General features: G+C 68.6%; 18 protein-coding genes. 6 read left to right on the top strand and 12 right to left on the bottom strand.

Translation table 11 applies throughout. The features are described from left to right. Positions 1 to 13: 13 nt before the first annotated feature. Both SK803_RS07360 and SK803_RS07355 read right to left on the bottom strand, forming a co-directional pair. Positions 14 to 2179 (bottom strand): putative bifunctional diguanylate cyclase/phosphodiesterase, encoded by a 2166-nt coding sequence (locus SK803_RS07360; RefSeq protein ID WP_319965012.1) that lies wholly within the window; start codon positions 2177 to 2179, stop codon positions 14 to 16. 60 nt (positions 2180 to 2239) lie between these two features. Further along, positions 2240 to 3055 (bottom strand): SAM-dependent methyltransferase, encoded by an 816-nt coding sequence (locus tag SK803_RS07355; RefSeq protein WP_319965011.1) that lies wholly within the window; start codon positions 3053 to 3055, stop codon positions 2240 to 2242. Positions 3056 to 3147: 92 nt separating this feature from the next. Here SK803_RS07355 and SK803_RS07350 point away from each other — a divergent pair, with 92 nt between their 5' ends. Beyond that, entirely contained in the window at positions 3148 to 4074 is a 927-nt protein-coding gene (locus SK803_RS07350) for a hypothetical protein (RefSeq protein WP_319965010.1), read from the top strand. 880 nt (positions 4075 to 4954) lie between these two features. Here SK803_RS07350 and SK803_RS07340 read toward each other — a convergent pair. Further along, positions 4955 to 5848, bottom strand: coding sequence for a LysR family transcriptional regulator (locus SK803_RS07340; RefSeq protein ID WP_406601493.1), 894 nt, complete (start codon positions 5846 to 5848; stop codon positions 4955 to 4957). Between the two features lie 78 nt (positions 5849 to 5926). Between SK803_RS07340 and SK803_RS07335 the strand changes: the two genes are divergently transcribed. Both SK803_RS07335 and SK803_RS07330 read left to right on the top strand, forming a co-directional pair. Then, positions 5927 to 6766, top strand: coding sequence for an aldo/keto reductase (locus tag SK803_RS07335; RefSeq protein WP_319965009.1), 840 nt, complete (start codon positions 5927 to 5929; stop codon positions 6764 to 6766). A 42-nt stretch (positions 6767 to 6808) separates the two neighbouring features. Continuing rightward, entirely contained in the window at positions 6809 to 7600 is a 792-nt protein-coding gene (locus tag SK803_RS07330; protein ID WP_319965008.1) for a lysozyme, read from the top strand. Positions 7601 to 7657: 57 nt separating this feature from the next. Here SK803_RS07330 and purL read toward each other — a convergent pair whose 3' ends face one another. The 4 genes from purL to SK803_RS07310 all read right to left on the bottom strand — a co-directional run bounded on the left by purL (position 7658) and on the right by SK803_RS07310 (position 11585). Then, a complete protein-coding gene (gene purL / locus SK803_RS07325; protein ID WP_319965007.1) occupies positions 7658 to 9910 on the bottom strand; it encodes a phosphoribosylformylglycinamidine synthase subunit PurL in 2253 nt (750 codons plus the stop codon). After that, positions 9907 to 10578: a phosphoribosylformylglycinamidine synthase subunit PurQ gene (purQ, locus tag SK803_RS07320; protein WP_319965006.1), complete on the bottom strand. Its 672-nt coding sequence runs from the start codon at positions 10576 to 10578 to the stop codon at positions 9907 to 9909. The genes purL and purQ overlap by 4 nt, the downstream gene beginning before the upstream one ends. Next, positions 10575 to 10814 carry a phosphoribosylformylglycinamidine synthase subunit PurS gene (purS, locus tag SK803_RS07315; protein ID WP_030477798.1) on the bottom strand — a complete coding sequence of 80 codons (240 nt, stop codon included), beginning with the start codon at positions 10812 to 10814 and terminating at the stop codon, positions 10575 to 10577. Before purS ends, purQ begins: the two co-directional genes overlap by 4 nt. Positions 10815 to 11045: 231 nt before the next feature. Then, positions 11046 to 11585 (bottom strand): hypothetical protein, encoded by a 540-nt coding sequence (locus SK803_RS07310; RefSeq protein ID WP_319965005.1) that lies wholly within the window; start codon positions 11583 to 11585, stop codon positions 11046 to 11048. Positions 11586 to 11699: 114 nt separating this feature from the next. Between SK803_RS07310 and SK803_RS07305 the strand changes: the two genes are divergently transcribed. Then, a complete protein-coding gene (locus SK803_RS07305) occupies positions 11700 to 12680 on the top strand; it encodes an NAD-dependent epimerase/dehydratase family protein (protein ID WP_319965004.1) in 981 nt (326 codons plus the stop codon). 13 nt (positions 12681 to 12693) lie between these two features. On the opposite strand, the gene SK803_RS07300 is transcribed toward SK803_RS07305, so the two are convergent. Beyond that, positions 12694 to 13818, bottom strand: coding sequence for a trypsin-like serine peptidase (locus SK803_RS07300; RefSeq protein WP_319965003.1), 1125 nt, complete (start codon positions 13816 to 13818; stop codon positions 12694 to 12696). A gap of 66 nt (positions 13819 to 13884) precedes the next feature. Here SK803_RS07300 and SK803_RS07295 point away from each other — a divergent pair, with 66 nt between their 5' ends. Beyond that, entirely contained in the window at positions 13885 to 14508 is a 624-nt protein-coding gene (locus tag SK803_RS07295; RefSeq protein WP_319965002.1) for an MBL fold metallo-hydrolase, read from the top strand. Here the strand turns inward: SK803_RS07295 and SK803_RS07290 are convergent. After that, positions 14471 to 15121 (bottom strand): DUF2334 domain-containing protein, encoded by a 651-nt coding sequence (locus SK803_RS07290; RefSeq protein ID WP_319965001.1) that lies wholly within the window; start codon positions 15119 to 15121, stop codon positions 14471 to 14473. The two genes, SK803_RS07295 and SK803_RS07290, sit on opposite strands and share 38 nt — an antisense overlap. 50 nt (positions 15122 to 15171) lie before the next feature. Continuing rightward, a complete protein-coding gene (locus SK803_RS07285; RefSeq protein ID WP_319965000.1) occupies positions 15172 to 16047 on the bottom strand; it encodes a phosphoribosylaminoimidazolesuccinocarboxamide synthase in 876 nt (291 codons plus the stop codon). A 91-nt stretch (positions 16048 to 16138) separates the two neighbouring features. On the opposite strand from SK803_RS07285, the gene SK803_RS07280 reads away from it, so the two are divergent. Further along, on the top strand, positions 16139 to 16570 hold the full coding sequence (locus SK803_RS07280; protein ID WP_319964999.1) for a hypothetical protein: 432 nt from the start codon (positions 16139 to 16141) through the stop codon (positions 16568 to 16570). Here the strand turns inward: SK803_RS07280 and SK803_RS07275 are convergent. Continuing rightward, entirely contained in the window at positions 16567 to 17358 is a 792-nt protein-coding gene (locus SK803_RS07275) for an MOSC domain-containing protein (RefSeq protein ID WP_319964998.1), read from the bottom strand. The genes SK803_RS07280 and SK803_RS07275 overlap by 4 nt on opposite strands. 2 nt (positions 17359 to 17360) lie before the next feature. Then, a complete protein-coding gene (gene purB / locus SK803_RS07270) occupies positions 17361 to 18779 on the bottom strand; it encodes an adenylosuccinate lyase (RefSeq protein ID WP_319964997.1) in 1419 nt (472 codons plus the stop codon). Between the last annotated feature and the right edge of the window lie 17 nt (positions 18780 to 18796).

Below are 18796 nucleotides of genomic sequence, written 5' to 3'. Positions count from 1 at the left end.
GGAGTTCCCCGAGCTAGAGATCACCACGCAACAGGCTGTCGATGTTCTCCGGCGGACCGGGCCGGGCGAAGAACCAGCCCTGCCCCGTGTCACACCCCAGCCGCAGCAACCTGGCTGCCTGAGCCGGCGTCTCCACGCCCTCCGCCGTCACGCCCAACGACAACGCGTGCGCGAGCTGCACGAGGGTCGCCACGATCTGCGAGTCGACCGGGTCTTCCTCGTTCTCCGCCCGCAGGCCCTCCATGAACGAGCCCGCGATCTTCAGCTCGTGCACGGGCAGGTGCTTCAGGTAGGCCAGGTTCGAATACCCCGTGCCGAAGTCGTCGATCGCGATGCGCACACCCATGTCGCACAACGCCCGCAGCGCTTCCAGCGGCTCGTCCGCGGTGCCCATGATCGCCGACTCGGTCAGTTCCAGCTGCAGGTGGTGTGGCGGCAGGGCGCACTCGTCGAGGATGCGCTTGACGTCGCGGACCAGCTCGGGGTCGCGGGACTGACGCACGGCCAGGTTCACCGACACGAACGGTGCCGCGTCGCCGAACTCGACCAGCCAGCGGCGCGCTTCCTCGCACGCCTTGCGCAGCACCCACCGTCCTAACGGGACGATGAGGCCGGTTTCCTCCGCCAGTTCGATGAAGCGGTCCGGCGCCAGTCGGCCGAACTCCGGGTGTTGCCAGCGCACCAGGGCTTCCACGCCGGTGACGGTGGAGTCCTCCAGCCGCACCAGGGGCTGGTACTCGACGTAGAACTCGCCGCGTTCCAACGCGCGCGGCATCGTCGCGGACAGGGTGAACCGAGCCACCTCGCGGGCGTTGCGTTCCGGGTCGTACAGCGCCCAGCGCGCCTTGCCGTCCGCCTTGGCCCAGTAGAGCGTGATGTCCGCGTCGCGCATGAGGTCGGCGGAGGTGGTGCCGGAGAGCTGGCGTTCGACGATGCCGATGGACGCCGAGACCGACAGCTCGTGGCCGGCGATGCGGATCGGCGCTTCCAGTTCGGTCAGCACGCGGTCCGCCACGTCGACGATGTCCTGCTCGCCGGCCGAACCCTCGACCAGGATCACGAACTCGTCGCCCCCCATGCGCGCGACCAGCTTGCCCTCGCCGGACACCGAGTGGTCGAGCCGGCGGCCCACCTCGACCAGGAGCTGATCTCCCGTGTCGTGGCCCAGCGAGTCGTTGATGACCTTGAAGCCGTCCAGGTCCAGGTAGCAGAGGCCGGCTCGCACGTGCCTGGCCCTGTTGTTGAACACGCGGCCGAGGCGTTCCAGGAACAGCGCGCGGTTCGGCAGGCCGGTCAGCGGGTCGTGCAGCGCCTGGTAGCGCAGCCGGTTCTGCAGCAGGTGGCGGTCGGTGACGTCCTCGATCATCGCGACCTGGTACTGCGGCTCGCCGTGGTCGTCGCGGACCAGGGACAGGGTCAGGTGCGTCCACACCTGTTCGCCGTCGGCCCGGTGGAAGCGCTTCTCGGCGCGGTAGTGATCGCACTCGCCGGCGATGAGCTGGTCGTAGAGCCGCCACACGCTGCCCGCGTCCTCGGGGTGCATGAGGTCGCGCACGTTGTACTGGCGCATCTCCTCGACGCTGAACCCGAGCATGTCCTGCAATGCCTGGTTGACGTCCAGTATCCGGCCGTCGATGTCCGCGATGCCGATGCCGATCGCGGCCTCGGTGAACATCGCGCGGAACCGGGCCTCCGAGGCCCGCAGCATCGACTCCGCCTGGTCGCGGGCGTCCAGGACGGCCGCCCTGATCGCCTCCTGCTCAGCGAGCGTGCGTTCGCGCAGCGCTCGGGCGTATCCGGCGGCCAGCCCGCCCTGCAGCGCGGCCAGCCGGGACTGCAGGCGGTCGTCGCCGGGGAAGCCCAGCTCGGTCAGCAGGTCGTCGCCGAGCAGCTGGACGGTGCGGCCCAGCGTGTCGGTGCCGGTGAAGTGCGCGTCGACCAGCCGTGAGCCGATCTCGTAGCCGGGTGCCGTGCGGAACGGGCTCGCGAACAGCGCCTCGACCAGCATCTCGGTGAGGTCCTGCAGGTGCTGCGCCACCTCGGCGCGGGTCATCGGCACGTAGCTCGACCCGATCACCGCCGTGGCCCAGCTGCGCGCGAACGACTTGGCACCGGCCAAAACGGCCGGGTCCAAAGGAGAGCGATCCTCACGCACTCGCTGGTCAACCCGTTCGGTCATCTGCTCGGCCCTAACGCCACGAACGCGCAGCATACGGGCGGTCGCCGTGAGTCGTCACCTCTACGCCTTCCGGCCTACTGCCGCGAAGCCCGGGAAGGCTCCGCCGAACTCCTCGACGTCGTCCACCGACTCCGGGCGCCACGCGGGAATGCGCACGACTCCCGGCTCGACCAGCTCGAAGCCCTTGAACAGGCGGGTCACCTCTGCCCTGTTGCGCAAAGTCGTCGAGGTGACGCCGCGGTCGTAGATCTTGCGCGCCTCCCGCGACGCGGCCGGCACCTCGTCCGACTCGTCGTAGCCGGCGTGCGAGACCGCCAGGAAGCTGCCGGGAGCGAGGCGGTCGCGATAGTCGCCGACGATGCTCTCCGGGTCGTCCTCGTCCGACACGAAGTGCAGCAGCGCGATCATCAGGACCGCGATCGGCTCGGCGAAGTCGAGCTGCTCGGCGACCTCCGGCGCGGCCAGCACGGTCGCAGTGTCGCGGACGTCGGCCTGCAGCACGCTCACCCGGTCGTTGCCGGTGAGCAGCGAGCGGCTGTGCGCGACGGCGACCGAGTCGATGTCGACGTAGACGACGCGGGCGTCTGGGTTCGTGGTCTGCGCGATCTCGTGCACGTTGCCCACGGTCGGGATGCCGGAACCGAGGTCGAGGAACTGCCGGACACCGGCGCCGACCAGATAGCGGACGGCCCGGCCGAGGAACGCGCGGTGGTTCAGCACGACGCTGCGCACCTGCGGCATCGTCTCCAGGGTCTTCTGCGCGATGGCGCGGTCGGCGGCGAAGTTGTGCGCGCCGCCCAACCAGTAGTCGTAGACGCGTGCGACGCTCGGCCGTTCCAGGTCGATGTCCCCCGGCGCCCAGTTCGGCCGCTCCACCCGCTCACCCCGTTCGAGTTCGGACAGTTCAACCCAATCATCTGCCGATAAGTCAGCCTGGCACACCGCCTGCTTGGCAGAATGCCGATCTCGTGAGGTTCCTGCCGGCCGCCGGTGCACGCAAGCACCGCCGCGCACAAAGTTTGCTGCTTCTGACCATTCTCGCGTCGCTCGGCGCGTTCGCGCTGGTCGGCGGCGCGCTGCTGCTCATCGACCCCGGCGCGCCCAAGCACGAGGCGATCAAAACCGGCGGCCTCGCGGGCGGCGCGATCGTGGCGCTCTACGCGCTGTGGCTCAACGACCGGCGACGCAAGGTCGAGGAGGCCCGCCAGGAGCTCGAGAGCCAGCGCATCGAGCACGACAGGTCGCGCGTGGCCGACGAACGGTTCGCGCGCGCCGTGGAGCTGCTGGGGCACGACGCGGCCCAGGTCCGGGTGGGCGCGATGCACGCGCTGGCCGGCCTCGCGAAGTCCCGGCCGGAATACACGCAAACCGTGCTCGACATCCTCTGTGCCTACCTGCGCCGGCCGTTCCAGCACCACGAGGACGACCTGGAGGACTTCGACGCCGTGCAGAACGAGATCGAGCTGGAGGTCCGGCTCACCTCGCAGCGGCTGATCGAGGACCTGCTGCCGCGCGTCGAGGAGAAGGACCCGGTCCGCTACGACCTCAACCTCACCAAGGCGCACCTCGAGTACATGGACCTGTCGTACCGGCACGTCGGCGACCTGATCATGCGCGTCGCCCGGCTGAACGAGGCGAACGCGTTCCACCACATGGTGATCCACGGCGACGTCTACCTCACCGAGGTCGAGTCGACCGGCCGGTTCTACATGCACCACACCGAAGTCCGCGGCAAGGCGTGGTTCAGCCGGTTCAAGGCGCGCGGCCTCGCGGTGCTCACCGAGTCGAAGTTCCTGGGCGAGACCAAGTTCAAGGGCTCGGAGTGGACGGATGTGAAGGCGGACGGCTGTACGTTCGCGACGAAGGCCGAGCTACCCGAAGCGTGGAGGAACTGAAGTGCGTGCACCTTGGCTGGTGGCGGTGGTCGCCGCGCTCATCACGACGGGGGTGACGGGGGTGGCGCTGTGGCTGGTGAAGGCGCCCCCGGTCGAGATCGTGAAGACGGCGGGTGTCGCGGGTGGCGCTGTGGTCGCGCTGTACGCGTTGTGGCTCAACGACAAACGCCGCCGCACTGAGGAATCCCGGCACAGCCTGGAGAGCGAGAAGGTGGCGGACGAACGGTTCGCCCGTTCCGTCGAACTGCTCGGCAACGAGGCGGACCAGGTGCGGGTGGGCGCGATGCACGCGTTGGCGTGGTTGGCGAAGTCGACTCCGCGCTATCGGCAGACCGTCATCGACGTGCTGTGCGCGTACCTGCGCCGCCCCTTCGAACACCCGGCCCACCAGGCGAAGCCAGAGGACCCGGACCAGGTGTTCCTGGAGGTGGACCAGGACATCCGGCTGGAGCACCAGGTCCGGCTGACGGCTCAACGGTTGATCAAGGACACGTTGTCGTGGGGCGACCGCGACGACCACGACCACCTCAACCTGGACCTCACCGGTGCCGTGCTGGAGTACTTCTCGCTGGACGGCAGGCACGTCAACAGGTTCGTCGCCCGGCGCGCGCGGTTCTACGGCATCACGAACCTGCGCAACATGCACGTGCAGAAGCCCACGCTGTTCTCCGGCGGCGCGTTCCACGGCAGGCTCGACCTCACCGGCGGGCGGTTCGAGGGCGGGATCTCGTTCCAGGAGACGACCTTCGCGGGCCTGGTCGAGCTGAACGCGGAGGTCGGCACGTTCATCCACCCGTCGGTGCGACGACCGGCCCGGCTCTCCGGTGAGCTGAAGTTGTTGCCCGGTACGCAGTTCCGGGGGCTCATGAACGACTGGCCGCTAACCGGCCACACGGAGGCGGCCGGACTTGGCCTCTCCGACCATGTCCAGCAGGACGCTCGCGGCGGCGCTGACGGTGTTGCCGGTGACGACCACGGTCTCGGCAACGGGCAGGTCGCCGCGAAGGCTGATGAAGCACGCGCGGTTCGTCTTGACGACGAAGGACTGCGGGACTAGCGCGACCCCCAGGCCGAACCCGACGAAGTCCAGGAGCGAGTGCACGTCGTTGACCTCGACGGCGACGTGCCGCTCGACACCGGCCGCGGCGAGCATGCGGTCGACGTCGTCGCGCGTGCCCCAGTCCGGGTTGAAGTCGACGAAAGCCTGCCCGGCGAGCTCCTCCAGTCCGACGAAGTCCCTGTCGGCGAACGGACTTCCCACCGCGCAGGCGAGCATGAGCGGTTCGCTGGCCAACGTGGACACCCGCAGGTCGTCCGCGATCTTGGACTGCCTCGTGACGAACGCGAGGTCGAGCCGGCCCGCCCGGACCTCCTCGACCAGTTCGGCGTTGCCGGACTGGCGCATCCTGATCTCCACGCCGGGGTGGATCTCGTGGAACCGCGCCAGCACCGCGGGCAGGTGCACCACGTGCAGGCACTGCAGGCTGCCGACGGACAACGTGCCGCGCAGCAGCCCCTGCACCGCGGCGACCGCGTCCCTCGCCGACTCGACGCTGCTCAGGGCCCGGCGCGCCTCCGGCAGCAGGGCACGCCCGGCCTGGGTCAGCTCGACCTGGCGGGTGGTGCGCAGGAACAACGGCGCGCCCAGCTCCACTTCGAGCGCCCTGATCGACGCGGACAGGCCCGACTGGGAGACGTGCATCCGGCGCGCTGCCCTCGTGAAATGACACTCGTCGGCGACCGCGAGGAAGTACTCCAGCTGTCTGAGTTCCACGATTCATCACCTCCAGTGCTCAATGAGATCACTTCTTTGCGTTGGACAGCTTAATCCAGAGGGTCCAGAGTGGAGTCCATGCAGAAGCGTCGTATCGGAGAAGTGGAAGTCAGTGCCATCGGCCTGGGCGGCATGCCCATCTCCGTGCAGGGGAGGCCGGACCGCGCGCAGGCGATCGAGACCATCCACGCCGCGTTGGACGCGGGCGTGACGTTCATCGACACCGCCGACGCCTACTCGCTCGACGACACCGACTTCGGCCACAACGAGGAGCTGATCGCCGAGGGGTTGCGCGGCAGGTCAGAAGAGGTGTTCGTGGCGACCAAGGGCGGCCACACGCGGGTGGCGGGCGGCGGCTGGGAGCTCGACGGACGCCCGGAGTACCTGCTCAAGGCCGTGGACGCGTCGTTGCGGCGGCTCGGCGTCGACCAGATCTTCCTGTACCAGTTCCACCGGCCGGACCCGAAGACGCCGATCGCGGAGTCGGTCGGCGCGCTGAAGGAGCTGCTGGACAACGGCAAGATCCGCTACGCGGGCGTCTCGAACTTCAACCCGGACGAGATCGTGCAGGCCAACGAGATCCTGGGTGGGCGCCTCGCGGCCGTGCAGAACCAGTTCTCGCCGGTGTTCCGATCGAGCGAACCCGAGCTGGAGCTGTGCGCGAAGCTCGGCATCGCGTTCCTGCCGTGGAGCCCGTTCGGCGGCATCGGCAAGGCGGGTGCGCTGAGCGGTCCGTTCAAGGAGGTCGGCGAGGCGCACGGCGTCAGCGCCCACCAGGTGTGTCTTGCCTGGATGCTGGCGAAGTCCGAAGTGGTAGTCCCCATTCCGGGTGCTTCCCGGCCGGCGAGCATCCGGGATTCCGCCTCGGCCACCCACCTGGAGTTGACCGAGGACGAGTTGACCCGCCTGGACGGGTGACCCCGGTAGCAGATTAGGACAAATGGTCGGACGATCTACTCCATGCGGACCTTGATCAGCATCGTGGCGATCGTCGCCGGCCTCTCGCCGGCACCCGCGTCCGCGGCGCCCTTGCCCGAGGGCTCCGCGGACCACACCGCGGGTTCCCAGATCCTCAAGCACGAAGGCATCGGCGATCTGCGCTCGGCGGAGTCGCCACCAACAGACGGCAAAGTGCCGGGGATGGACGTCAGCAGCCATCAGGGCGACGTCGACTGGAAGTCCTCTTGGGACAAAGGCGCCCGGTTCGCCTACGTCAAGGCGACCGAGGGCACCCATTACCGGAACCCGAAGTTCACCCAGCAGTACAACGGTTCCCTCAACATCGGCATGATCCGCGGCGCGTACCACTTCGCGCTGCCCGACCGTGCCGACGGCGCCGCGCAGGCGAACTTCTTCGTCAACAACGGCGGTGGCTGGTCGCCCGACGGCAAGACGCTGCCTCCCGCGCTGGACATGGAGTACAACCCGTACGGCGAGACTTGCTACAACATGAGCCAGACCGCGATGACCGCCTGGGTGAAGGCGTTCAGCGACACGGTCTTCGCGCGCACCAAGCGGCATCCGGCCATCTACACGTCCACGAGCTGGTGGAACAAGTGCGTCGGCGGCTCGGTGAAGTTCGGGGACAACAACCCGCTGTGGATCGCGCACTACAACTCGAAGCTCGGCCCGCTCCCGCTCGGGTTCGACTTCCACACCATCTGGCAGTGGCAGGCGGCCGGTCTCTTCCCCGGCGACCAGAACCTCTTCAACGGCAAGTTCGAGCAGCTGCAGCGGATCGCGTCGAGCTGAAGGCGTCTGCAAGTACCACCAACTGCGAGTCGGTAGTACTTGCAGACGCCGGAACAGCTAGTCGAACAGCGCCGGGAGAGTGCCTTCCCAGGCCTCGCGGAGCTCGTCCAGCGGGAGTTCGCCGAGGTCCTGGATCTCCAGGGCGTTCGACTCCGGGTCGACGACACCGACCTTGCGCCACGGCAGTCGGCGCGCGGTGCACATGTCGGTGAAGCGCTGCTCCTCGGTCCGCGGCACGGCGACCAGCACACGGCCGGCCGACTCGCTGAACAGCTCGGTGAACAGGTCGCCCTGCAGGAACACCCGCGCGCCCACCTCGCCGATCAGGCACGTCTCGACCAGCGCCTGGGCCAGACCGCCCTCGGACAGGTCGTGCGCGGCGGAGACCATGCCGTCCCGCGAGCCCGCGACGAGGACCTGGCCGAGCAGCTTCTCGCGTTGCAGATCGACCTTCGGCGGCAGCCCGCCGAGGTGACCGTGGACGTGGTGCGCCCACTCGGACCCGCCGAACTCGTCGCGCGTCTCGCCGAGCAGCAACAACGTCTCGCCGGCCTCGGCTCCGATCCCGGTGGGGATGCGGCGCCGCACGTCGTCGATCACGCCCAGCACGCCCACGACCGGCGTCGGCAGGATCGCCGTGGAGCCGGTCTGGTTGTAGAAGCTGACGTTGCCGCCGGTCACCGGGATGCCGAGCTCCGCGCACCCGTCCGCGAGGCCCTTCACGGCCTGCTCGAACTGCCACATGACCGCGGGGTCCTCCGGCGAGCCGAAGTTGAGGCAGTTCGTGACGGCGACCGGCGTGGCGCCGGTGGCCGCGACGTTGCGGTAGGCCTCGGCGAGCGCGAGCTTCGCGCCCTCGTACGGGTCGAGCTTGGTGTACCGGCCGTTGCAGTCCGTCGAGAGAGCGACGCCGCGGCCCGTCTCCTCGTCGATCCGGATCATGCCGCCGTCGCTCGGCTGCGCCAGGATCGTGCCGCCGCGGACGTACCGGTCGTACTGCTGGGTGACCCACTTCTTGGAAGCCAGGTTGGGGCTGGCCGCCATGGTCTTGATCAGTTCGAGCAGGTTCTCCGGCCTCGGAAGGCTGTCCGGCGTGTTCGCCTGCAGCTCGTCCTGGTCGGCCGGCCGCTGGATCGGCCGGTGGTAGACCGGGCCCTCATGGGCGACGGTCCGCGGCGGCACGTCCACGACGACCTCGCCGTCGTAGGTGATCACCAGCCGGTCGCCGTCGGTCACCTCACCGATCTCGGTGGCGATGACATCCCACTTCGCGCAGACCTCCAGGAACGCCTCGACGTTCGCGGGCTCGACGACCGCGCACATGCGTTCCTGGGACTCGCTGGAGAGGATCTCCGCCGGGGTCATGCCGGTCGCCCTGAGCGGGACGCGCTCCAGGTAGACGTGCATGCCACCGTCACCGGCGGACGCCAGCTCACTCGTCGCGCAGGACAGACCCGCGCCGCCGAGGTCCTGGATGCCGGCGACGATGCCCTTCTCGAAGAGCTCGAGCGAGCACTCGATCAGCACCTTCTCCGTGAACGGGTCGCCGACCTGCACGGACGGCAGCTTCTTGCGCTTGCCGGCGCTGTCGTCGAACGTCTCGCTCGCCAGCACGCTGACCCCGCCGATGCCGTCGAGGCCGGTGCGCGCGCCGTAGAGGATGACCTTGTTGCCGGTGCCACTCGCATGCGCGAGGTGCAGGTCCTCGACGCGCATCGCACCGACGCACAGGGCGTTGACCAGCGGGTTGCCCTGATAGGACTCGTCGAACACGACCTCGCCGCCGATGTTCGGCAGGCCGAGGCAGTTCCCGTAGCCACCGACGCCCGCGACGATGCCGGGCAGGACGCGTTTCGTGTCCGGCGCGTCCGGCTTGCCGAACCGCAGCGGGTCCATGACCGCGAGCGGCCGGGCACCCATGGCGAGAATGTCGCGCACGATGCCGCCGACCCCCGTGGCCGCGCCCTGGTAGGGCTCGACGTACGACGGGTGGTTGTGGCTCTCGAGCTTGAACGTGACCGCCCAGCCGTCACCGATGTCGACGACGCCGGCGTTCTCGCCGATGCCCGCGAGCATCTTGCTGCGCATCTCGTCGGTCGTGGTGTCGCCGAAGTACTTCAGGTGCACCTTGGACGACTTGTACGAGCAGTGCTCGCTCCACATGACCGAGTACATCGCGAGCTCGGCATCGGTAGGGCGCCGTCGCAGGATCTCCTTGATGCGCGCGTACTCGTCGTCCTTCAGGCCCAGCTCCTGGTAGGGCTGCTCCTGGTCCGGCGTGCTCTCGGCGTTCTTGACGGTGTCGATCATGCCTTCACCACCGAGTCGAGCAGGGACAGGAACATGCCCAGCCCGTCGTCCGTCGGCCCGGTGAGCGCGTCGATCGCGTGCTCGGGGTGCGGCATGAGGCCGACGACGTTGCCCCTGGCGTTGGTGATGCCCGCGATGTTGTTGCGGCTGCCGTTCGGGTTCTCGCCGACGTACCGGAAGACGACCCTGTTGTCGTCCTCAAGCTCTTTGAGCGTGTCCTCGTCCGCCTGGTAGCCGCCCTCGCCGGACTTCAACGGCACGAGGATCTCGGCACCGAGGTCGTACCTGCCGGTCCACGAGGTGGTGTTGTTCTCGACCTTCAGCCACTGGTCGCGGCACACGAAGTGCAGCTTGTGGTTGCGGACGAGCGCGCCCGGCAGCAGATGCGCCTCGGCGAGGATCTGGAAGCCGTTGCAGATGCCGAGAACCGGCATCCCCTTGTTCGCGGCCTCGATCACTTCCTGCATGACCGGCGCGAACCGCGCGATGGCGCCACACCGCAGGTAGTCGCCGTACGAGAACCCGCCAGGCACGATGACCGCGTCAACGCCCTTGAGGTCGTGGTCGCCGTGCCACAACGGCACAGCCTCCCCGTCCGCATACCTGACGGCGCGCTGCGCGTCGACGTCGTCGAGGGTGCCGGGGAAGGTGATGACACCGACCCTCATGCCTCGACCCTGCGCACGGTCCAGTCCTCGATCACCGGATTGGCGAGGAAGGTCTCGGCGATCTTGGCGAGCGTGGCGTCGTCGACGTCGTCGGCGACCTCCAGCTCGAAGTGCTTGCCCTGGCGGACGGCGGTGACGCCGTCAAAGCCGAGGCGCGGCAGGGCGTTCGCCACCGCCTGGCCTTGGGGGTCGAGAATTTCGGGCTTCGGCATGACGTCGACGACGACTCGGGCCACGACAGACTGCTCCCGGGTTTGGAGGGGCTGGCGGTACCTCGAGAGCCTATCTGACCTGTGCGTTCATCCTCCCGACACGTGTTCGGGGGCACATCGTGACGGGCTCACCATCGGGTGAACGACCTTGCCTCGGCGGCGCCGTTTGGTAGAGTGGGAGACAGCCGAGGCCCGTAAGCCGAGGAAGTGTACCCAGCCCACGTCCGGACGGTCGGCGGCTGGGTATCGCGCTTTCTAAGGACAGTCCAGTTCGACGATCGACTCGACGACTGGCATCACGCGCTCCCGCCATTCACCGCCGGAGCCGTAGCACCACGCCACGACGTCCGCGATCCACAGCAGCTCCTCGTTGGTGCTGCGGCAGTGCTCGTAGACGAGGTTCGACGACCACGCTTCATGGCCCAGTGCCGTGCGGATCGTCAGGGCGTCATGCCGATCCCGCTGGTCGCGCGAGTCGAGGACCATCCGATGGGCGTCGACGTCCAACAGGTCGGTGACGAGCCGCCCGAGGCACGTTTGACGCGCCTGCTCGTCACCCCAGTCGCAACTCCGCGTGTAGAGCCGCACGGAGACCTGCTCCGCGACCAGTCGCGAAACGATCATCTTGCGCCGGCTGGGTGTTTCCTTCTTGCAGTGCAGCTCGTGCTGCCCCGGCATCAGCAAACCACGCAGGGCTTTGCGGAACTTGTGCAACCGACCGGGCGACACCAGGGCTACAGCCAGCAGGTACGTGTTGTTTCGCCGCGACTCGTCGACGAAGGCGTGCAGACTCACGGAACGTCCATCGGCCGGGCCCGAACGATACTTGATCAAACCCATACCAACGAGCTATTTCGCCGAAAGCGAGACCGGTGGCAGTCCGGCGCGATCGGACGGATGCTGGAGATCATGAAGATCCTGGTGCTCGGCGGAACCGTGTTCCTCAGCAAGGCCATCACGGCGGAGGCCGTCCGGCGAGGCCACGACGTGGTGTGCGGCGCTCGCGGTGCTTCCGGCGAGGTGCCCGAGGGCGCGCGCCTGATCTCGATCGACAGGAACAAGCCCGGCGCGTTCGACCAGTTGGCCGGTGAGCAGTTCGATGCCGTTGTCGACGTGTCGAAGTACTCGGTGAACTGGGTGCGGGATGCGTTGGAGGCGTTTGGGCGGACGACGCCGCACTGGACGTTCGTGTCGAGCATCTCGGTCTACGCGGATCACACGACGGGGAGCGACGAGCTGTTGCCGCCGTTGGAGGACGATCCGGCGGAGGAGTTCACGTCGGAGCGGTACGGCAGCGTCAAGGTGGCCAGTGAGATCGCCGTGCGGGAGGCGGTGCGGGGGCGTGAGTTCATCGTCAGAGCTGGGCTGATCACCGGGCCGGACGACCCCAGTGACAGGTTCGGGTACTGGCCGGCGCGGATGGCCCAGGGTGGGCGCGTGGTGGTGCCGGACAGTCCTGACCTGGGGTTCCAGCACATCGACGTGCGGGATTTGGCGCAGTGGATCGTGTTCGCGGCCGAGGAGCGGGTCACGGGCACGTACGACTCGACCGGGCCGGTCATGCCGTTCCAGATGGCCATCGGGGAGATCGCGGGGGCCACGGCGCCTCCCGGTACGCAGCTCGTACCGGTGCCCGAGAAGGTCCTCAACGAGTTGGAGATCAACCCGTGGGCCGGGCCGCGGTCGCTGCCGCTGTGGCTGCCGCAGGAGTGGGCCAAGATGGTCGGCCGCGATGTGAGCAACGCGCTGGCGAACGGGTTGCGGGTCAGGCCGCTGGCCGAGACCGCGCTCGACTCGCTGGAGTACGAGCGCGGCCTCGGGCTGGACCGGCCTCGCAAGGCCGGGCTCACCGCGGCGGAGGAGCAGGAGATCCTCGCCGCTGTCAGCTAGCTGGAACAGCGAGTCAGAGCAGTGAGCCGATCTGCGCGGCGACGAGGTCGATGCGCACGCCCTGGTTCGGGCAGCCGCCGAAGTGGTGAAGCCCGATCACCTTGTGCGTGCGCCTCGACAGCACCGGTGAGCCGGACGAGCCGCCTTCGGTGTCGCACATGTAGCTGATGTCGGACTGCGACGAGCTGCCGTTCACCCGCACCGCGCGCACGATGCAGTAGCCGCCGCCGTTGTTGTTGTCGCGCAACGACAACTTCTTGAGCTTCCCGGCCGGGTGGCCGATGACGTACATCTCTTCACCAACGGCCGGGACGCGCGCGTCCAGTTCGAGGAAGCCGAACGAGCTGATGGCCGCGAAGTTGTTGACGGTGAAGAGGGTGTAGTCCAGCGCGGCGTTGGTCTTGAGGACCTGCGCTGCCAGCACCTTGGTCGTGGGAGCGGACGTGGTGCCGCCACAGGTCGGGCACTGGTAGTTGAACCACACCTCGATGCCCGCGGTGCTGGTGAAGCAGTGGTTGTTGGTCAGCAGGCGGTTGTTGGGGCCGACCCGCCAGGCGGTGCACAGCGAGCTGCCGTTGCGCAGCAGCTTCGCGACGGACGCGGTCTTCCCGAACTCGGTCGGGTTGCTGGACTGGTAGCAGACCGCGTCCTTGTAGTCGTTCGTGCCGCAGATGCTCTGCACCGACGGACGCGAGTCCATCTCGGCCTCGGTGTAGCCGCGCGTGATCTTGTCGATCCGCACCCGGCTGAGCGGGTTGCCCACCGAGACGACGGCGCGCGAACCCGTGATCGACATGGCCCAGAAGCCGGTCGAGTCGGGCGTGGCCGTCAGTGAGGTCTTCAGGTCCCGGTTGTAGGTGTACTTCTCGGTGCCATCAGGGTTCGACACCGTGAGCACGTCGCCGGGCAGGATCCGGAGGTCGGTGAAGTGGATCTTCACGTACCCGGAACCAGGTCGGTCGATCACGGACGAAAGGGACTTTCCACCAACACGGACCGAGAGCGACTCCTCGGTGCCGATTTCCTGCGACTGCGGCGACGCAGCCTGTGCAGGTGTAGAGGTGGTGGTAGCAGGGACGAAGGACGTCATCGGCAGGGCGAGCGCCAGTGCCGTGAGGAGTTGCAGGGTTTTCCTCATGCCATTTGATACTTCCGACGTCACCTGACCGTGTCAGCCCGCCAAACGTCGGTAATGGAGGAATCTGTGCAAGTTGTCCATTTCGGTCATGCCTGCGTACTTCTCGACACGGGAACCACCCGCATCCTGATCGACCCCGGCACGTTCTCCACGGGGTTCGAGGACGTAAAAGACCTGGACGCGGTGCTCATCACGCACCAGCACTACGACCACCTGGACGTCGAGAAGCTGCCCGCGCTGCTCAGGGCGAACCCGCAGGCGCAGCTCATCGTGGACGAGGGATCGGCGCCCAGCGTCGAAAATCCGACCGTCGCACGACCGCGTGACGTCATCAAGGTCGGCGACACGACGGTCACGGTCGTCGGCGGCAAGCACGCGATGATCCACCAGGACATCCCGATCGTGCCGAACACCGGCTACGTGGTCGGCGACGGCGCGTTCTACCACCCCGGCGACTCGCTGTTCGTGCCGGACGAGGACGTCGACGTGCTCGGACTGCCCACCGGAGCACCGTGGCTGAGGCTCGGCGAGGCGGTCGACTTCATGCGCGCGATCAAGCCCCGCGTGGCCGTGCCCATCCACGAGAAGCTGCTGTCGATGCCGGAGAACGCCTACCGGATGTTCGAGATGCTCAAGCCGGACGGCACCGAGGTCAGGCCGCTGACGCCTGCCGCGGAGACGGCAGTCTGACGTAGGTGGTCGGCGCGGCGTCGTGGGCGAGTGCGATGTCCACGGCGTCGAGCACGGCCTGCCGGGCGCCGGGCCGGTCCAGGTCGCGGGCGTCCACGGTGATCCGGGTCAGGCCGCCGCGGCGCGCGGACCGTGCCGCCGCGTAGACCAGCGCCAGCGACCGCAGCTCACCGAAGCTGCTGCGCTCGGTCAGCGCGTGCAGGCGGCCCAGCGTCGCGAGCCCGGTGCCCACCTCACGGACGGCGTGCGCGTCGGCGCAGCGGGTGAACCGGTGCTTGGCCAGCGCCATCAACGTGCCGGGCGACGCGACACACCGCCGGGGCGCGAACGTGTCGGCGTTGAGCCCGATGGCTTCCATCTGGACGCGAGCACCCGTGAGCAGCAGCCCGGCCTCGTAGGCGGGCAACCGCCGTTGGCCGAGGCCGTGCAGCACGACCGCATCGCCGAGCGCGGCGCGCTGCCGCACCCATTCCTGCGCCCTGCCGAGCTCGCGAGGGATCACGAGCAGCGACAACGGCACCTTCCGCGGCTCGAGAGCCGCGGCGAGATCAGCGCATCGGTCGAGTGTCTGCGGACCGATGCCGGACAGGGAGACCACGAGCTGTGAGTGCACGCATTGAGTGCGCCATGCCGTGGTGACATCCGCGTGAAACCGGAGCTAACTCACGCGAGCCAGTCAGCGAAAGACCGGCCGGTGAGCCGCTCGTACGCCTCCACGTACCTCTTCCGGGTGGCTTCGACGACCTCCGCGGGCAGCGGGGGCGGCGGAACGTCGCTCTTGCGGTCCCAGCCGGACTCCGGCGACGTCAGCCAGTCCCGGACGTACTGCTTGTCGAACGACGGCTGCACGCGACCGGGCTCGTAGCCCTCGGCCGGCCAGTACCGCGACGAGTCCGGCGTGAACACCTCGTCCGCCAGGATCAGCTCGCCGGCAGCGTCCAGCCCGAACTCGAACTTCGTGTCCGCCAGGATCAGGCCGCGGGTCAACGCGTACGCGCGCGCCTCGCTGTACAGCTCGATCGTGCGGTCACGCAGCTTCGACGCCAGCTCTTCACCGTGCTTCGCGGCGATGACGTCGAACGACACGTTCTCGTCGTGCGCGCCGATCTCGGCCTTCGACGCGGGCGTGAAGATCGGCGGGACGAGCTCGGAGGCCTCGACCAGCCCGGCCGGCAGCTCGATCCCGCAGACCGCACCGGTCGCCTTGTAGTCGGCCATGCCGGACCCGGTCAGGTACCCGCGCGCCACGCACTCGACATCGACCATCTTCAGCTTGCGCACCAGCAGCGCCCGGCCGCGGACCTCGGCGGGAATCCGCGGGTCGTCGAACGCGACCAGGTGGTTCGGGGCGAGCCGCTCGAACCAGAACACGCTCATCGCGGTGAGCACCCGGCCCTTGTCCGGGATCTCGGTGCTCAGGACGTGGTCGTAGGCGGAGATCCGGTCGGACGCGACGAACAGCAGCAGCTCGTCGTCGACGTCGTAGAGTTCGCGAACCTTGCCGCGGGCGACGTGCTGGTAGTCAGCGAGCGTTGGCACGGCAGCCAGCCTACGTGCCCCTTGTTCCGCAAAACCGACGCACACCCCTCACCTCTACAGATCAAGCGCGAAGACGCTTAAGGTGCACCCCGTGCTCACCCGAAAGGCGTTGTGGATCCCGGCGTTGGCCAGTGCGGGACTGCTCATCGTGCTGGGCGTGGCCGGCTGGAGCTTCGACTCCGCCCCCATCTCGACCTCATCGTCAAGCTCCCCGGACACGAGCACGACGCAGTCGGTCAGCATCGTGCCGACCCCGGACGTCGCCGAGATCACGGTCAAGACCACGGCCTCCGCAACGACGACCACCACGACGACCACGCAGCCGAAGCCGCCGCCCGTGCAGGCTCCGCCGCCCGCTCAGCAGCCCACCACGACCACGGCGCCTCCTCAGCGAGGCCTGCTGGTCAACGAGGGTGCGCGGTGCGATCCCGAAGGCGCACAAGGCATCGGCTTGCTCAACGAGCCGTTGGTCTGCCGCAAGGACGCCCAGCGCGGTGACCGGCTGCGCTGGCAGAAGGCCTAGACAGCCGCCCACTCCAGCACGTCGATCTTGTCCCCGATCGCGACGGTGCCGGTGGCGATGACGGCCGCCTTCATCCCGAAGATCACGCCGCCGTCCGGGTCACGCCGGTAGGTGGCGAGCGTCCGCGTCGGCTCCGGGCCGTCGCGCAGCCCGGTCTCCTGGTCGACCATCGGCACGGCGCATCGCACGCAGTCCTTGGCGTAGGCCAGTTCCACGTCGCCGATCACCGCACGCCGCACCCTGTCCTCGGTGTGCGGCTCCTGCCAGCCGGACACGACGACGTTGGGGCGGAAGCGGTTCATCGGCACGGGCTCGCCGCCACGTTCCAGGATCCGTTCGTTCAACCCGTCCAACGAGGACAGCGAGATCATCAGCAACGCGTGCGCGTCCGCGTACCCGACCAGGCCCGCGTTCTCGCCGCCCGACTCCCGGTGCAGGTCAGGAGGCGTTCGCCGGAGCCGCACGGACATACCGAGCGCGTCCGAGAAGTACTCCGCGGCAGCGTCACCCTGGTCGATTCCGGTGCCGTGCCACTTGTGCACGACCACCGGAACCCGAGGCCCGTCGACGACAACCGGGAACGACTCCCCGCCGATCACCAGCGAGGAGTCCACGAGCGAGGGACGCAACGCGGCCATCGCCGGCATCTTGCGCTGCGACAGGAACACGCCGTCGTCGTCGACCAGCACCATCATCCGGTCGTCGCGCAGACCCGTGAGGTCGACGGCCGACGCCGTGACGGAGAACCCGCCGCAGCCCTTGATCGGATAGACGTGCAGGCCGGACACGATCACAGAATCGGCTCCGGCTCGTAGACCGGGTACTTGTCGACCACCGCCGCCACCTGCTCGACCACGGCCGCGACCTGCGCCGACGCCACGCCGGTGAACGACAGGCGGTCGGCCAGCAACGCGTCCAGCGCCGCGCGGTCCAGCGGCAGGCGCTCGTCGGCGGCCAGCCGGTCCAGCAGGTCGTTCTGCGCGAGGCCCTGCTCGCGCATCGCCAGCGCCACGGCCACCGCGTTCTCCTTGATGGCCTCGTGCGCGGTCTCGCGGCCGACGCCCGCGCGCACGGCCGCCATCAGCACCTTCGTCGTGCCGAGGAACGGCAGGTAGCGGTCCAGCTCACGCGCGACCACGGCCGGGTAGGCACCGAACTCGTCCAGCACCGTCAGGAACGTCTCCAGCAGCCCGTCGAACGCGAAGAACGCGTCCGGCAGCGCGACCCGGCGCACCACCGAGCACGACACGTCGCCCTCGTTCCACTGGTCGCCCGCCAGCTCGCCGACCATCGACAGGTAGCCGCGCAGGATCACCGCGAAGCCGTTCACGCGCTCGCAGGACCGGGTGTTCATCTTGTGCGGCATCGCGCTGGACCCGACCTGGCCGGGCTTGAAGCCCTCGGTCACCAGCTCGTGGCCTGCCATCAGGCGGATGGTCTTCGCGACCGACGAAGGCGCCGCCGCGAGCTGCACGAGCGTCGACACGACGTCGAAGTCGAGCGAACGCGGGTAGACCTGGCCGACCGACGTCAGCACGCGCTCGAAGCCCAGGTGGCCCGCGACCGTGCGCTCCAGCTCGGTCAGCTTCTCCGGCGTGCCGAGCAGGTCGAGCATGTCCTGGGCGGTGCCGACCGGGCCCTTGATGCCGCGCAACGGGTACCGCGCGATCAGCTCGTCCAGCCTGCTGAACGCCACCAGCAGCTCGTCCGCGCCCGTCGCGAAGCGCTTGCCCAGCGTCGTGGCCTGCGCGGCCACGTTGTGCGAGCGACCGGCCATCACCAGGTCGGAGTGCTCGGCCGCGAGCCGCGCCAGCCGTCCGAGCACCGCCGCGACCTTGGACCTGATCAGCTCCAGCGAGCGCAGGACCTGCAGCTGCTCGACGTTCTCGGTCAGGTCGCGCGAGGTCATGCCCTTGTGGACCTGCTCGTGGCCCGCGAGCGCGTTGAACTCCTCGATGCGCGCCTTCACGTCGTGCCGCGTCACCCGCTCACGCGCCGCGATCGACTCCAGGTCGACCTGCTCCAGCACGCGCTCGTAGTCGGCGATCGCGGTCGCCGGGACCTCGATGCCGGCGGCGGCCTGGGCGCGCAGCACGGCGAGCCACAGCTGGCGCTCCAGCACGATCTTGTGCTCGGCCGACCAGAGCGTCGCGAGCGACGTGGAGGCGTAGCGACCTGCGAGGACGTTGGAGATGCGCGGCTTGGTCACGCCCTCAGGTTAGTGCA

Origin of the sequence: Lentzea miocenica (assembly GCF_033949945.1) — a bacterium.
Classification (GTDB): domain Bacteria; phylum Actinomycetota; class Actinomycetes; order Mycobacteriales; family Pseudonocardiaceae; genus Lentzea; species Lentzea miocenica.
The sequence above is the reverse complement of the archived record's forward strand: the minus strand, read 5'-3'. Positions and strand labels throughout refer to the sequence as shown.